The 15,546-nt window shown below is 47.3% G+C and carries 15 protein-coding genes; 3 read left to right on the top strand and 12 right to left on the bottom strand.

Going from position 1 to position 15,546, the window contains the following annotated elements; genetic code table 11:
* Window positions 1-2: 2 nt before the first annotated feature.
* From LPW36_RS14475 to LPW36_RS14465, 3 genes are read left to right on the top strand one after another with little or no spacing between them, the layout of a single operon-like run.
* The gene (locus LPW36_RS14475; protein ID WP_230610769.1) at window positions 3-668 is read left to right on the top strand and encodes a CoA transferase subunit B; all 666 of its coding nucleotides are present in this window, start codon (window positions 3-5) and stop codon (window positions 666-668) included.
* The gene (locus tag LPW36_RS14470) at window positions 665-1,987 is read left to right on the top strand and encodes a TIGR00366 family protein (protein ID WP_230610767.1); all 1,323 of its coding nucleotides are present in this window, start codon (window positions 665-667) and stop codon (window positions 1,985-1,987) included. Before LPW36_RS14475 ends, LPW36_RS14470 begins: the two co-directional genes overlap by 4 nt.
* Window positions 1,988-2,025: 38 nt before the next feature.
* Window positions 2,026-3,210 (top strand): acetyl-CoA C-acetyltransferase, encoded by a 1,185-nt coding sequence (locus LPW36_RS14465; protein ID WP_230610765.1) that lies wholly within the window; start codon window positions 2,026-2,028, stop codon window positions 3,208-3,210.
* 88 nt (window positions 3,211-3,298) lie between these two features.
* On the opposite strand, the gene LPW36_RS14460 is transcribed toward LPW36_RS14465, so the two are convergent.
* The 12 genes from LPW36_RS14460 to hybO form a co-directional block, all read right to left on the bottom strand.
* Window positions 3,299-4,351 carry a PDDEXK nuclease domain-containing protein gene (locus LPW36_RS14460; RefSeq protein ID WP_230610763.1) on the bottom strand — a complete coding sequence of 351 codons (1,053 nt, stop codon included), beginning with the start codon at window positions 4,349-4,351 and terminating at the stop codon, window positions 3,299-3,301.
* A gap of 163 nt (window positions 4,352-4,514) precedes the next feature.
* Window positions 4,515-5,540 carry a hydrogenase expression/formation protein HypE gene (gene hypE, locus LPW36_RS14455; RefSeq protein WP_230610761.1) on the bottom strand — a complete coding sequence of 342 codons (1,026 nt, stop codon included), beginning with the start codon at window positions 5,538-5,540 and terminating at the stop codon, window positions 4,515-4,517.
* 3 nt (window positions 5,541-5,543) lie between these two features.
* A complete protein-coding gene (gene hypD / locus LPW36_RS14450) occupies window positions 5,544-6,659 on the bottom strand; it encodes a hydrogenase formation protein HypD (RefSeq protein WP_230610791.1) in 1,116 nt (371 codons plus the stop codon).
* Window positions 6,646-6,939: a hydrogenase maturation factor HybG gene (gene hybG, locus LPW36_RS14445; protein ID WP_230610790.1), complete on the bottom strand. Its 294-nt coding sequence runs from the start codon at window positions 6,937-6,939 to the stop codon at window positions 6,646-6,648. Before hybG ends, hypD begins: the two co-directional genes overlap by 14 nt.
* The gene (gene hypB / locus LPW36_RS14440; protein ID WP_230610759.1) at window positions 6,930-8,048 is read right to left on the bottom strand and encodes a hydrogenase nickel incorporation protein HypB; all 1,119 of its coding nucleotides are present in this window, start codon (window positions 8,046-8,048) and stop codon (window positions 6,930-6,932) included. Before hypB ends, hybG begins: the two co-directional genes overlap by 10 nt.
* Window positions 8,049-8,155: 107 nt before the next feature.
* Window positions 8,156-8,497: a hydrogenase maturation nickel metallochaperone HypA gene (hypA, locus tag LPW36_RS14435; protein WP_230610757.1), complete on the bottom strand. Its 342-nt coding sequence runs from the start codon at window positions 8,495-8,497 to the stop codon at window positions 8,156-8,158.
* Entirely contained in the window at window positions 8,490-8,981 is a 492-nt protein-coding gene (hybE, locus tag LPW36_RS14430; RefSeq protein ID WP_230610755.1) for a hydrogenase-2 assembly chaperone, read from the bottom strand. The genes hypA and hybE overlap by 8 nt, the downstream gene beginning before the upstream one ends.
* 2 nt (window positions 8,982-8,983) lie before the next feature.
* On the bottom strand, window positions 8,984-9,469 hold the full coding sequence (locus LPW36_RS14425) for a HyaD/HybD family hydrogenase maturation endopeptidase (RefSeq protein WP_230610753.1): 486 nt from the start codon (window positions 9,467-9,469) through the stop codon (window positions 8,984-8,986).
* The gene (gene hybC, locus LPW36_RS14420) at window positions 9,469-11,172 is read right to left on the bottom strand and encodes a hydrogenase 2 large subunit (RefSeq protein WP_230610742.1); all 1,704 of its coding nucleotides are present in this window, start codon (window positions 11,170-11,172) and stop codon (window positions 9,469-9,471) included. Before hybC ends, LPW36_RS14425 begins: the two co-directional genes overlap by 1 nt.
* The gene (gene hybB, locus LPW36_RS14415) at window positions 11,169-12,350 is read right to left on the bottom strand and encodes a Ni/Fe-hydrogenase cytochrome b subunit (protein ID WP_230610740.1); all 1,182 of its coding nucleotides are present in this window, start codon (window positions 12,348-12,350) and stop codon (window positions 11,169-11,171) included. The genes hybC and hybB overlap by 4 nt, the downstream gene beginning before the upstream one ends.
* The gene (gene hybA / locus LPW36_RS14410; RefSeq protein ID WP_230610738.1) at window positions 12,334-13,323 is read right to left on the bottom strand and encodes a hydrogenase 2 operon protein HybA; all 990 of its coding nucleotides are present in this window, start codon (window positions 13,321-13,323) and stop codon (window positions 12,334-12,336) included. The genes hybB and hybA overlap by 17 nt, the downstream gene beginning before the upstream one ends.
* Before the next feature lie 2 nt (window positions 13,324-13,325).
* A complete protein-coding gene (gene hybO / locus LPW36_RS14405) occupies window positions 13,326-14,444 on the bottom strand; it encodes a hydrogenase 2 small subunit (RefSeq protein WP_230610737.1) in 1,119 nt (372 codons plus the stop codon).
* Between the last annotated feature and the right edge of the window lie 1,102 nt (window positions 14,445-15,546).

Below are 15,546 nucleotides of genomic sequence, written 5' to 3'. Positions count from 1 at the left end.
TCATGAACGCAAAAGAACTCATCGCTCGCCGCGTAGCCCTTGAGCTGCATGATGGTGACATTGTGAATCTGGGTATCGGCTTACCAACTCAGGTAGTGAACTACTTACCACAAGATATTCATATCACCCTACAGTCAGAAAACGGTTTTCTGGGTTTAGGTCCGGTAACTGAAGCGCATCCTAATCTGGTCAACGCAGGCGGACAACCTTGTGGAATTTTGCCGGGCGCAGCCATGTTTGACAGCGCTTTCTCTTTCGCCCTGATTCGTGGAGGCCATGTAGATGCCAGCGTTTTAGGTGGTTTACAGGTTGACCAGCATGCCAACCTGGCGAACTGGATGGTTCCGGGAAAAATGATTCCGGGAATGGGTGGGGCAATGGATCTGGTTACCGGCGCTCGCCGCGTAATTATCGCTATGGAACATTGCGCCAAAGACGGCTCATCAAAAATCCTTAAGCAGTGCACTTTACCGTTAACCGCCAAGAATAAAGTCAGCATGATTGTGACTGAAATGGGCGTTTTCGAGTTCGAAAAAGGACAACTGATTCTGAAAGAACATGCTCCGGGCGTTACGCTTGAAGCTATCAAGGCCGCAACCGATGCTGAATTCAGCGTGGCAGCAGACTTTAAAGTTATGCCAATTGTTGTTAAGGAAGGTGTAGCATGATAGGACGTATTTCTCGTTTCTTAACCGGCTTTGTTAGCCGTTATTTGCCCGATCCACTAATTTTCGCCATGCTGTTAACCATGCTCACTTTTGTGATCGCACTGGTTCTGACACCGCATACGCCTATCCAAATGGTACAAATGTGGGGTAACGGCTTCTGGAACCTGCTGGCTTTCGGCATGCAAATGGCGCTGATTATCGTAACAGGGCATGCTTTAGCCAGCTCTGCGCCGGTTAAACGTATTCTGAAGCTCACTGCATCCGCGGCTAAAACCCCTGCTCAGGGCGTTATGCTGGTTACTTTCTTCGGTTCTGTGGCTTGTGTTATTAACTGGGGCTTTGGTCTGGTTGTAGGCGCAATGTTTGCCCGTGAAGTTGCCCGCCGGGTGAAAGGTTCTGACTATCCGTTATTGATCGCCTGTGCTTACATCGGCTTCCTGACATGGGGTGGTGGTTTCTCTGGTTCCATGCCTCTGCTGGCGGCAACGCCAGGCAACCCGGTTGAGCATATCGCAGGATTGATCCCTGTTTCTCAAACTATTTTTACTGACTATAACATCTTTATCACATTATCTCTGATTGTGGTGATGCCATTTGTTACCCGCATGATGATGCCAAAACCAGAAGATGTGGTAACTGTTGATCCATCTCTGTTGGAAGAAGAACCTGATTTCCAGAAAAAACTGCCTGCTGATGCGCCAGTGGCAGAAAAAATGGAAGAAAGCCGTATCATTGCATGGATTATTGGTGCGTTGGGTATCACTTTCTTAGGTATGTATTTCTACGAAAAAGGCTTCAATATCACCATTAACACCGTCAACATGATGTTTATGATTGCCGGTTTACTGCTGCACAAAACACCAATGGCTTATATGCGCGCCATTTCTGCCGCAGCCAGAAGTACCGCAGGTATTCTGGTACAGTTCCCATTCTATGCCGGTATCCAGTTAATGATGGAACACTCCGGTTTAGGCGGTCTGATCACCGAGTGGTTTATTAACGTCGCCAATAAAGATACCTTCCCAATCATGACCTTCTTCAGCTCTGCTTTGATTAACTTTGCGGTACCGTCAGGTGGTGGTCACTGGGTTATTCAGGGTCCATTCGTTATGCCTGCTGCGCAAGCGTTAGGTGCCGATCTGGGTAAATCAGCCATGGCAATCGCCTATGGTGAGCAGTGGATGAATATGGCGCAACCGTTCTGGGCTCTGCCTGCTCTGGCAATTGCCGGTCTGGGAGTTCGGGATATCATGGGTTACTGCGTTACAGCCCTGCTGTTTTCCGGAATCATATTTGTTATCGGCCTCACCGTATTCTGACGCCAATAGTAAAATATAAAAAATTAAGGAATTGAGTTATGAACAACATTGTTATCGTCAGCGCAGCGCGCACCGCCATCGGCAGCTTTAATGGCTCACTGGCTTCGGTTTCCGCCGTTGATTTAGGTTCAGTGGTTATTCGTGAAGCAATGGCCCGCGCTGGTATCAGCGGTGAAGCAGTTGATGAAGTTATTTTTGGTAACGTATTACAAGCTGGCTTAGGCCAAAACCCGGCTCGTCAGGCCCTGCTAAAAAGCGGTATTCCTGAGACAGTTTGTGCTTATACCGTTAACAAGGTCTGTGGTTCCGGCCTGAAAAGCGTTGCGCTGGCGGCCCAGGCGATTCTTGCCGGTGATGCTCAGGCAATTATTGCTGGCGGCATGGAAAGCATGAGTCAGGCCCCTTACCTGTTGGATAGCAAGGCTCGTTGGGGCTACCGTTTAGGCGACGGCAAACTGATGGACGTTATCCTTCAGGATGGCTTAATGTGTGCCACTAACGACTACCACATGGGTATCACCGCAGAAAACGTCGCTAAAGAGTATGGGATCAGCCGTGAAGCACAGGATGCGCTGGCGCTGGCATCACAACAAAAAGCGGTTGCGGCCATTAACAGCGGTGCATTCGCCAAAGAAATCGTTCCGGTAACGGTAAAAACCCGCAAAGGAGAAATCATTGTTGATACCGACGAATTCCCGAAAGCGGATACCACGGCGGAAGGTTTGGCAAAACTGCGCCCTGCCTTCACCAAAGAAGGAACAGTAACCGCGGGTAATGCTTCTGGTATTAACGATGGCGCTGCTGCGCTGGTAGTGATGTCCGAAAGCCGCGCCAAAGAGCTGGGATTAACACCGCTGGCCCGTATCAGAGGTTATGCCAACGGCGGTGTTGCTCCATCGCTGATGGGTATGGGTCCTGTTCCTGCAACGCTGAATGCGTTAAAGAAAACAGGCCTGTCATTGTCTGATATCGACCTGATTGAAGCTAACGAAGCTTTCGCCGCCCAGTTCCTGGCCGTAGGTAAAACCCTGGGATTCGATGCAGCCAAAGTTAACGTTAACGGTGGTGCAATTGCTCTGGGTCACCCAATCGGTGCATCCGGTGCACGTATTCTGGTTACCCTGCTTCACTCGTTACAAGCCAGAGATAAAACTCTGGGTCTGGCAACGTTGTGTATTGGTGGTGGTCAGGGTACCGCAATGATTGTTGAGCGTATGAGTTAATCACTCGCTTCTACCACAAATGCCGGTATCATTTGATACCGGCATTTATATCCAAACCTTTCGTTTACTCGCTTCAACGCCCCTCCTCTTACTCAAACTTCTCCTGACTATCCAAATCAATATGTTGACCAATAAGCTCCGCTTCAATCTCTTCAATACTGGGTAAATCCGTCAATAATTTGTCTGGTAATGAATTAATCAGTTGGTACTCCGCAACACCTATCGGATGATTCGAGTCACGTAGAGCGTATTCAGCAACAACTCGATTTTGGCTTTTGCACAATAGCAACCCTATGGTAGGAGAATCTTCCGAACGCTTTATTTGAGCATCAACAGCACTAAGATAAAAACTCAGTTTTCCCGTATGCTCCGGTTTAAAAGCTCCTGCTTTAAGTTCAACGACCACATAGCAACGCAGTTTTAAGTGATAAAATAAAAGGTCAATAAAAAAGTCATCACCGCCAACTTCTAAATGAACCTGCCGCCCGACAAAAGCAAACCCACTCCCCAGTTCAATCAAGAAGCGAGTAATATGCTGTACTAATGCCGACTCTATCGTCCGTTCTTCCGCATCTTTTCCCAGACCAAGAAAATCCAGACGATAAGGATCTTTCAATGAATCTCTGGCCAGCTCGGATTGATATGCAGGAAGGCGGGATTCAAAGTTAGTCACGGCTAACCCTTCACGTTCTATACGTTGAGTCTCAATATGAATATTCAATGTATTGCGAGACCAGCCATATTCAAGCGCCTGCCGGGTATAGGCCATACGCAGCTCGGTATCTTTCAAGCGCGTTAATAACACAATGTTATGCCCCCATGGTAATTGTCCAACAAGCTGTTGGACAATTACAACATCAGGCCAGGCTTCAGCAAAAGCGCGCATTGACATAAGATTAGCGCGGGAAAAACCTTTAAGTTCCTGAAATGCTGTTCTTAAATCTTTGGCTAGCTGTTCAATAACTTTAGTTCCCCAGCCCTGTTCAGCCTGTCGGGTTAAAATGTCTCTCCCAATATGCCAATAAAGTGCTATCAACTCCTGATTGACCGCTAAGATAGCTTTTTGCCGCGCAGTCTGAATTTGAGTTTTTAAGGCCGCCAGCCATTCACTGTAATCTGAGGGTATTAATTCTGAGGTCATTTTTTGATTCTTCTGATACAAGCCAGCAAATCATAAAATGTTTGTTACCGCCCCCCTCACTCAACTTTTGTTATCTGGAATCTATTACCCAATATTTGTTTCCTGCCATAAAAATAGCCCCGACGGTTTTCACCTGTCGGGGCTATTTTTATCAATGCTGTTATTAGCAAATTCTTGGCAATGGTTCGCTATGCGGTAAATCCAGCAGGCGAGAAGCGCCAAAGATTCCTTTTAGTTGAACTCTGGCAGTATCGGTTACTGTACCAATCACCGTGGCATCTTTACCCAAAGGATGGGCACGTAATGCAGCTAAGGTTGCCTGCTCCGCTTCTGGCGCTACAACAATCACCAGCTTACCTTCATTGGCAAAGTTCAGCGGTTCCAGCCCCAGCAGCTCACATACGCCGCGAACCGCAGGATTTACCGGTAGATCCCCTTCATTAATTGACATGCCACAGCCGCTGGCAGCAGCAAATTCGTGCAGAATAGCCGTTACTCCGCCCCGGGTTGCATCGCGTAATGCTCTGATGCCGTCGATTTCACGTAATGGAGCGATCAGTGGCGTTAACACTGCACAATCGCTGGTTAATTCGGCTTCAAGACCCAAATTCTCACGCAAGTTCAAAATGGTTGCACCATGATCCCCCAGCGTTCCACTTACCAGAATACGATCGCCGGAGCGGATATGTTGAGCGCCCCACTTAATGGTCGACGGAATAGTGCCCATTCCTGCCGTATTAATGAATACTTTATCGGCCGCTCCGCGTTGAACGACTTTAGTATCACCGGTAACAATCTCAACCCCGGCAGCCACCGCAGTGTCGGCCATGGATTTAACAATTTGCTCCAGCTGCTGTAGCGGTAGTCCTTCTTCAAGGATAAAACCACAGGAGAGATATTGCGGAATCGCACCGCTCACCGCCACATCATTTACCGTGCCACAAACTGCCAATTTGCCAATGTTGCCGCCGGGAAAGAAAATAGGATCAATAACATAGCTGTCGGTACTAAATGCTAAACGATCGCCCACTGAGGTAAATAATGACAACGGAATACGCGCCTGATCTTCCCGCTCATTCAGCGCCGGGTTAGCAAAAGCCTGTAAAAACAGCTGTTCAATCAGTTGCTGCATAGCCTGACCGCCGCTACCATGGGCCATGGTAACGACATCTTTTTCAGTAAAAGCCATAAATTAAGCGAGCCCCCGACGATATTGATAATAGGCAGCGCACGCGCCTTCAGAGGAAACCATCAGTGCCCCAAACGCGTTTTGCGGCGTACAGCGAGTACCAAACAGTGGACAATCATTTGGCTTGCAGCGCCCGGTCAGAACATCACCACAGCGAGCCTGAGGATCGTCAGCCACCTGATGTTCCTGAGTATTGAAGCGCAGTTCCGCATCAAACTTCCGGTAAGCGGAAGTGAGCTGTACGCCAGAGCCGGCAATGGAGCCCAAACCTCGCCATTCGCTGCTCTCTTTTAGTTCAAAGACTTCATCCAGTGCTTTACGCGCCAGTGTATTCCCCTGCTGAGAGACGATGCGCTTATATTGGTTTTCCACTTCACAGCGGCCGTCATGTATCTGGTCCACCAGCATGGCTAACGCCTGCAAGATGTCTAATGGCTCAAAACCGGTAACCACCAGCGGTTTATGAAAATCTTCCGCAATAAAGCCGTAAGGCGTAGTACCAATCACCATACTTACATGGCCGGGAGCAAGGAAGCCGTCAATTCTGACATCAGGCTGTTCCAGCAGGCTGCGCAAGGTTGGAATAATGGTAATGTGCTGACAGAAAATACTGAAATTAGTTAAACCACGGCGTTTGGCCTGCTGCAGCGTCAGCGCAGTACTTGGCATAGTGGTTTCAAAGCCAAGACCAAAGAACACTACCTGTTTATCCGGGTTTTGTTCGGCAAAAGTCAGCGCATCTAATGGGGAGTAGACAATACGTACATCAGCACCGCGACGTTTGGCATCCAGCAAGGAGCCATTACGTCCGGGAACCCGCATCGCATCGCCATAAGTACAAAAAATCACCTCAGGGCGTTCAGCAATTTCAATACAGCCGTCAATACGCCCCATAGGCAATACACACACCGGGCAACCCGGTCCATGCACAAATTCAATTTCTGGTGGCAGCAGTTGGTCAATACCAAACTTGTAAATAGCGTGAGTATGCCCGCCACAAACTTCCATCAGTTGCAGTGGGCGCTCAGTGGCCTTCGCGATTGCTGATACTTTATGTTGAATATGGGACAGCAGCGTTTTCGCCAGTTCAGGATCGCGGAATTCATCAACGTACTGCATCATCCGCTCCGGCATTGATCCCGAGGAAATCAGCCACTTCATGCTCAAGCACGCTCATTGCCATCAGGGCTTCCAGCGTGGCCTGCGCCTCTTCTTCATTAATGATACTCATGGCAAAACCAACGTGAACCAGAACCCACTGGCCAATTAATTCAGCCGGTTCTCCTTCACAAATGAGGGCAATATTCACATCGCGTTTTACGCCACAAACATCAACCTGAGCTAACTGATGAATATCTTCACCTACGGCAACAATTTGCCCAGGAACACCTAAGCACATAACTGCGTCTCCAGCCATGATACCCAGGCTTCCATACCTTCGCCGCTGGTTGCCGACAGTTGAATAACCTGAATATTCGGATTAATCCGACGGGCATTAGCAATACAGGCGGCAACATCAAAATGCAGATATGGCAGTAAATCGATTTTATTCAAAATCATCAGCTCTGATGCCGCAAACATATGGGGATATTTTAACGGTTTATCTTCCCCTTCGGTCACCGACAGAACAGCGACTTTCGCACGCTCTCCCAGATCGAAACTGGCAGGACAAACCAGATTGCCTACGTTTTCAATAAACAGCAGGCTCTTCTCTTTTAACTCAAGGCGCGTAGCCGCATCGTGCACCATTTGTGCATCCAGATGGCAGCCTTTACCGGTATTCACCTGAATTGCCGGTACGCCAGTAGCACGAATACGTTCAGCATCATTGGTGGTTTGCTGATCCCCTTCAATCACCGCACAGGATAAACGCTCCCGTAAACGCATCAGGGTTTCAGTCAGCAGCGTAGTTTTGCCGGAGCCTGGGCTCGATACCAGATTCAGCGCCAGAATATGTTTATCAGCAAAGTACTCACGATTATGCTCCGCCAGATGGTTGTTCTTACTCAACACATCCATTTCAATTTGCAGCATTCTTTTTTGGCTCATACCCGGTGCGTGAGTAGCCGCTTCGCCGTGACCGTAATCTAAATCTTGTTCGATTTCACGCGGCTGGAATTTTTCTTCGCTTTTCTCTGCGCGCTCATTTTGTTCCATCTCCAGCTCAAACTCTACATCACCCATCTTTTGAGCGATGGCGGTATGTACATGGTGATGTACATCCCCCTGATGATGGTAATGATGATGGATAACAATAGTGCGCGGAGTTTCATGATGACCATGGTGGTGGCCATGATGATGATCGCCGTGGTGGTGATGACCGTGGTCGTGATTATGACTATGTCCGTGATGAGCGTGATCGTGCCCATGGTGGCTATGCTCGTGATCATGATGGTCATGGTCGTGAGCATGACTGTGATGGTGATCGTGTCCATGATGGTGAGAATGCGCGTGTTCCTCTCCTTCAATTCGCCGCTCGCCCGCAGCACATCCGCAAGTAGTACACATATAATTCCCCCTCAAGACATTATCTTGTCACAGTTCAATCAGTAAATTCGACCAGCTCATTTGCGTTCGCAATATGAGATAACTATTTAAATACGTTATTCAAGATGTTACTCAACTTCCAGCTCTTTAATTTGCAGAGTATCGCCGCTGTCGACGCGCAAACTAAACCCCTGACATTTAGGGCACTGGGCTTCATGCTGAGTAATTTCTACTTCACTGCTACAGTCCCAACACCAGGCCTGAGCAGGTTTATGAATAATATGAAGCTGGCTGCCTTCGGCTACAGTACCACGGCAGACAACATCAAAACAAAATCGTAGAGCACTCTCTTCTACACAGGAGAGAGCCCCGACCTCTAACCATACGCCGGTAACCCGTTTCACACTGTGCTGTTGAGCTTGTTTCTGAATAATTTCTATTGTGCTTTCACACAATGATACTTCATGCATTACTACAATTCCTGCGGCCTAATAACAGTGCACGTCGCCCTATCTGTGCCGGAGCATCCGGATCGCTGACCTGAATCGACAGCAGCATACGCGTACAATCATTGGCCAATTGTACACCCTGTTCAGGCGTTAAAGAATGATCCAGCGGGGACATCAGTGAACACGTCAGATATTGGGAAACACCTTCCAGCTCACCAACGGTAAAGGTCATATTGTCATAAGGCAATGCTAATCCCAGTTTATCGCTGATGGTGCGCAATGGCCAAACCTGATCCGGCCCTGGCAAAATTAATGCACTCAGCATCCACGGAGTAATAACACAACCAATCCACTGCCCTTCAAACAGCTTAAAGTCGGAAACATACACCGGCATATTAGGATGAAGGAAAGAGAGGTCATGCATGGCTTTATCAGCGACATCCTGAAAGGCACACTGAACCAGCGCCGTCGGCGCCTCAACGTAGCCATAAATCTCATCGGACATGCTTATTTCTCCTTGGGTAAAACTTCTACACCAGATGAGCGCAAGGCCGCTATCACCTCTTGTAACGCTGGTTCCACCATGGCTTCAACCGTTGTGGTCATACCAATATGCGGCTCCAGAGATTCAGGAATAACACCAACCAGCGTCAATTTACCGGGGAATTCCCCGGTAAAACGGAGGGCCGACAGAACGTCGGCCAACCCTAACTGATGCGGAGAAATCTTATTAGTAAACAGCGTTGGCACTTCTTCATCACGCAAAATCATAATAGTGCCCGGCGCGCGCTTTTTAGAAACAATAGCATCAGCAATGATCAAATGATCGCGGTTTGCCATGGTTTCCAGTAGCTCCATTCCGGCGGTTCCACCGTCCAGAACTTCTACGTAGTCGGGCAGAACGTAGTTTTGTTCCAGTGCTTCAACAACACGCACGCCTATCGCTTCGTCGGTTAAAAGAACATTACCAACGCCTAAAACTAATATCCGCATTAAAGAACCTTAACTTTTGTGACTTCATTACCGTCCGCATCAACCACGTGTACTGCACAAGCCATACATGGGTCGAAGGAGTGGATGGTACGTACAACTTCTAATGGTTTCGCCGGATCGGCAATCGGAGTACCTACCAGAGACTGCTCATATGGCCCAACTTCATCATTGAAGTTACGTGGGCCAGAGTTCCAGGTGGATGGAACTACTGCCTGATAGTTCTCGATTTTACCATCTTTAATGACGATCCAGTGGGATAACATACCGCGTGAAACTTCCGCAAAGCCTACCCCTTTGAAAGTGCCGGTTGCCGGGATATTTGGTTTCACATAAGCAACATGGTCCCCTTTGCCGATGTTTTCAATCAGTGATTTATACTGATTTTGTAACAAATCTTGCAGGGTACAGGCATGTACAGTACGGCCAACAATACGTCCCAGTGTTGAATGCAACTGAGCAACTTCAATGGTTTTACCGGTTAACGCGGTATAAATACCCACGATATCATTCAGATGCTTCTTGGTTGGTTCATGGTTAGCTGCCAGCTTACACAGCATATTGGCTAATGGACCCACTTCGGTAGTTTTACCATAGAACGTTGGCGACTTAACCCATGAGTATTTGCCGTTTTCATCCCAGGTGCTGTAGTTAGGTATCGTTGTACCTTCCCACGGAGCCTGTGGCTCTTCATCTTTATACCATGCGTGTTTAGCGCTTTCCTGAATACCTTTAATCAGGAACTCATCTGATTGAGAGGTAATCGGGCGATAAGTCGATAAATCACCGTTAGAGATATAACCGCCAGGGAACACGAAGCTACCGTTTTTACTATCGGTTGGGAATTCAGGGGTGCTCAGGTAGTTAACCGCACCCTGACCCAGCTCCAGCCATTCAGGATAGAATGCAGCAATCACCGCCGTATCCACTTTGTACACTTGCTGTACAAAGTCATTTAAACGGTCAATAAAAGACTTGATGTACATCAGACGCTCAAGGTTCAGCACGCCTAAACCATCCAGATTGATTGGGTTCGCCACCCCACCTACCGCCAGGTTTTGAATGTGCGGTGTTTTACCACCCAGTAATGCCACCACGCGGTTAGCATCACGCTGACACTCAAGTGCCTGCAGATAGTGAGCCACGGCGATCAGGTTCACCTCTGGCGGTAATTTCATCGCCGGGTGTCCCCAGTAACCGTTAGCAAAAATACCTAATTGGCCGCTGGCTACCAGATCCTTAATCTTATTCTGAACCTTAGTAAACTCTTCTTCACTATTCAGGTGCCAGTTGGAAACACCTTTCAATAAAGCCGCTGCTTTAGCAGGGTCGGCTTTTAGTGCAGAGGTAATATCCACCCAGTCTAACGCTGAAAGCTGATAGAAGTGCACGATATGGTCGTGCGTCATGTGCGCAGCCAGTATCAGGTTACGAATGTATTGCGCGTTTACCGGAATATCCAGGTTCAAGGCACTTTCAACGGAACGAACGGATGCAATAGCATGAGTCGTAGTACAAACGCCACAGATACGTTGAACAATCATCCATGCATCACGCGGATCGTTACCCTTTACGATCTCTTCCATGCCACGCCACATAGTACCTGACGCCCACGCTTTGGAGACCTTTCCATTTTCAATTTCGCAATCAATGCGCAAGTGACCTTCGATACGAGTTACCGGGTCAATAGTGATACGTTGGCTCATGCTTTACTAGCCTCTTGATTCTTATGAAGATTTTTTAAAGAAGGAATAATCGGCAGTAGACGAATCAGTAAGATATAGGCACATATCTCGATACTCACAAAGCCAATTGAAATTAACAGTTCTTCCCAGGTTGGGAAATAGTGGTAACCACCACCTGGATTAAACGCCACCAGGGAGTAAGACATACGCCACATAGCACAACCCAACAGCATACTGACGGCGCCAATAAACAGCATACGAGAATCGTTAGCCCATTTACGGAAACGGAAGACCACCAGCGGGAACAGCAGCAGTGCGATTTCAATCCAGAACATCAGCGCGTAGAAGTCACCGGCAAAGATATAAGACAGCTTATCCCGGTAAATCAGCTCACCAAAACGCAATACCAGGAAGAGCAACAGGAATACGCTAATGATACCCATCAGTTTCCTGAACATATCTTTCTCATCCTGACCCTTACCCTTCAGCCCGGCCTGCACCAGCGATCCTTCGAATATCACTATCGAGAATCCCATAATGAAAGCAGTCAGCAATGAGTAAAGCGGTAGCATTTCGTAGCTTTGCCAGATTGGATGAACTTTATGACCCGCGGCAATCATCAGAGAGCCCATTGATGACTGGTGCATGGTTGGCAGTAATGCACCCAGTGCAATAATAAAGAACATCGCTTTATTAAGACGCTTCAGGGAGACTTTCCACCCCATACGCTCAAACAACGCCGGAGCAAATTCTAACGCCATGACGCCGATATAGATGGTCATACAGACCGCCGTTTCAAACAGTACCGAGTTCACGTTGAAGTAACCCGGAATGTAGAAGTACGGTAAGTTCCAGTAGCGGCCTACGTCGATAGTAATCGACAGACCACCCAGAGAATAACCAAACAGGCTGGCCAGCAGAGCAGGACGAACCAGAGGATGGTATTCGCCTTTATTAAAGACATATACCGCCCAGGCTAACGCCCAACCACCACAGGCAAAACCGGTGCCAATTAACAGGTCAAAGGCAATCCAGATACCCCAGGGATAGCCACCGTTCAGATCGGATACTGAGCCCAGTCCAAAGACTAAACGCTTAACCACAAAAATTAAGCACAGCACAACCAACGGTCCGAATACAATAATCGGCCAGCTGACGAGTTTGCCGCCCAGCGGCGTTGGCTTATGATGTGTGCTCATTATCATCTCCTTCTTCGTGATGGTCGTTTTTAGTATTACGACGAACCAACACGGTTAAGCCCGCTAAAACGGCCAGCGGCAACATCATGCCTTTATAAACCGTATGCTGAATATTTTCAGAACGTGCACCGGTAGAGAGCTCTGCCAGCTCCGGCAAATCAAGGTTTTTGAAAGGAACACCGGTCAGTACCAACACTTGCGTACCACCGCCCTCTTTTTCACCATAGAGATGAGGATAGTAATGCGGGACCGTATGGATATACGGATCGTTACTGGTCAATGTCTGACGAGGATAGTGATATTCATCACCCGCCTTCAGCGCCAGGCGCTTCCTGGCTTCCGCCATCAGTTCTTCACGGGTACCAAAAATCACGGCACCAGCAGGACAGACTTCCACACAGCCCGGTAAACCGCCTTTATCCAGACGTTCAACGCCTTTCTGATTACACAGCTCACATTTGTGTAACTCACCAAATGGGTTGTTATAGTCATACTTAGGAATGTTGTATGGGCAACCCACCATGCAGTAACGGCAGCCGGTACAAATATCAGCGTCGTAATGAACGATACCGGTCTTCGGATCCTTCTTCAGCGCAGATACCGGACAAACTGAAACACAGTTTGGGTCAACACAGTGCATGCACTGCTTCTTGATATAGGCGTAACCGTCTACTTCCTGATCTTTATGCTCGCCAGTACCGCTACTCCACACCTGAATGATGTTATTGGTATAAGGGGACAGCTTATCGTTGTTTGACCAGGTTTGACCGCCAACAGGGTTACGCTGTGGATGGTTAATGTCCTGACATTTTGTCACACAGGCCTGACAGCCTACGCAAAGCGTTGAGTCATATAACATCCCCAGCGCACCAGGAATAGGTGGTTTATTCTCAGCAGCCGCAAGACAGGTAGACGTACCACCCGCCAGCAGCGCACCACCTGAAGCTATTTTAAGGAAATTGCGTCTATTCACGGTTATTCTCCCCGTGAGTCAGTATCGTCTTTCTTTTGCTGACGTCCAAGTTCACGAACCGCCATCACGCTTACCCCGGCAACCAGACCAGCCACACCGCCAATCAGACCAACGGCCGTTGGTGAAATACTTCCACCTTCGCGGTTGTCGACATCGGGTTTCGCATAGCGCGGCGTTGGATTTTCAACGCTGGCCAACTGGTGGATACCCTTATGGAAGCCGACCCCTTCTTCGTTACATCCATAACAAGGGTGACCAATAGCAACAGGCCATACACCACCAACATCACAGAATTGCAGGGTTGAACAGTTACCGTATGTCTCAGGACCTTTACAGCCTAAATGATACAGACACCAGCCTTCGCGATGGCCATCATCACCAAACTCTTTCGCAAAGCGGCCCGCATCGAAATGTGGACGACGTTCGCAGTGTTCGTGGATCAGACGACCATAGGCAAAAGTAGGACGATTTTTAGCATCCAGTTTAGGCGCTTTACCAAAAGTAATGATGTGAGCAACTGTCGCCAGGAAGTTATGTGGGTTTGGAGGACAGCCAGGAATATTAATCACGGTTTTACCAGGAAGAATTTCCTGCAGACCAACGGCGCCAGTTGGGTTAACGCCCGCAGCTGCCACACCTCCCCATGCCGCACATGAACCAATCGCAATAATCGCCGCAGCATGCTCTGCCGCTTTACGAATATGGTCGATAATTGGTTCACCAGCCACCATACAGTAGATGCCGTTATCTTTTAATGGAATAGAGCCATCAACGACCAGTACGTACTGCCCTTTATATTTTTCAATGGCATTGTGCTTGTTTTCTTCAACCTGATGACCAAAAGCAGCAGAAAGCACTTCATGATACTCAAGTGAAATGGTTTCCAGTATCAGGTTCTCGACGGTTGGGTGAGTTGCACGCAGCAACGATTCCGTACATCCCGTACACTCTTGCGCCCCGATCCAGATAACAGGTGGGCGCTGAGGGTTACTAACCGATTCCGCAATTTCAGCGGCTGCATTGGCACTCAGGCCCATAGTAGCGGCCAACGCTGTACACAGCTTCATAAAATCACGGCGATTAATACCGTGGGAAGGAAGAAGAGGGTTGTCTTCTATCATTATAGTTATTCCTTTACGGTGACTAACGACATTGTTCATTTATACGAATTTAGTGGACAAATGTTAGGCTTATGAAACAAACCTCGTTTGATCTTTATCAAACACCATGGAACATAGGTCTAAATTTTCATTGATATGTGACTAAAAACGATTCAGCAAATGAATACCCTGAACATAAAATTAACAATGAATTAATAATTTGTAACATTGACTTATTTTATATAACCACATTTGATTATACTCAGGGCAATATTCAAAATTTTTGATATTGATCAGGGGGGATCAGAATAGGAGAAACCAATAAGTAACAAAATATAAATATACTTAAATATCAAGTAAATGATTAATTTTCAAATAAGAATCATTTCATAAAAAATAATATTATTTGATACGTGAAGAATCTCTGATAATCAATGATACGGGTAGCGTAGTTATTATTTCATTGTCACCTTAATATAGGTTTATTTTGGTGTAGAAAATCTATTTTTGATAATAATTTATGTGCTACATATTGCCCCATTTCACAGCGGGGAATAGCCACGGTAGAAAGAGAAGTATTCACACTACGCTTTTGCCAGCCTGACAGAGCATATTTCTGCGATGTATTCGGCATTTATTGCCGTAGCGGTTGCTACCGGTCCTATCTATTATAGTGCCGAATATGTTGACCTTAGCACCTGATGAAAAATAGGATTTTTATTCTCAGTAGTGAATTTAGTTATCTGGATTGGGATGGGCTCAATATGGTGAAAAATATTAAGCTTATGGTAACCACCGAAATATCCCATCGGGAATTAAATCAATTAAAATAATAAAATACATACTTAATATGGCAAATGCACAAATATTTTGTCACTCATACAACAAAAGAGTGATGCAAATGCCATATTAAGCTCGCCAGCTCGGCTATAATATGCCGGTTCATATAATAAACCTGTTGTTACACACACAATAAGAAAACTTTAACCTATCCACTAAACTGGAACATTTGGAGGAATGCAGTGCAAACCTTTAACGCAGACATTGCTATCATCGGAGCAGGTGGTGGTGGTCTTCGTGCAGCCATTGCCGCTGCCGAAGCGAATCCCAACAGTACCATTGC

Source organism: Limnobaculum eriocheiris (genome assembly GCF_021010575.1).
In the GTDB taxonomy this organism is placed as follows: domain Bacteria; phylum Pseudomonadota; class Gammaproteobacteria; order Enterobacterales; family Enterobacteriaceae; genus Limnobaculum; species Limnobaculum eriocheiris.
The sequence above is the reverse complement of the archived record's forward strand: the minus strand, read 5'-3'. Positions and strand labels throughout refer to the sequence as shown.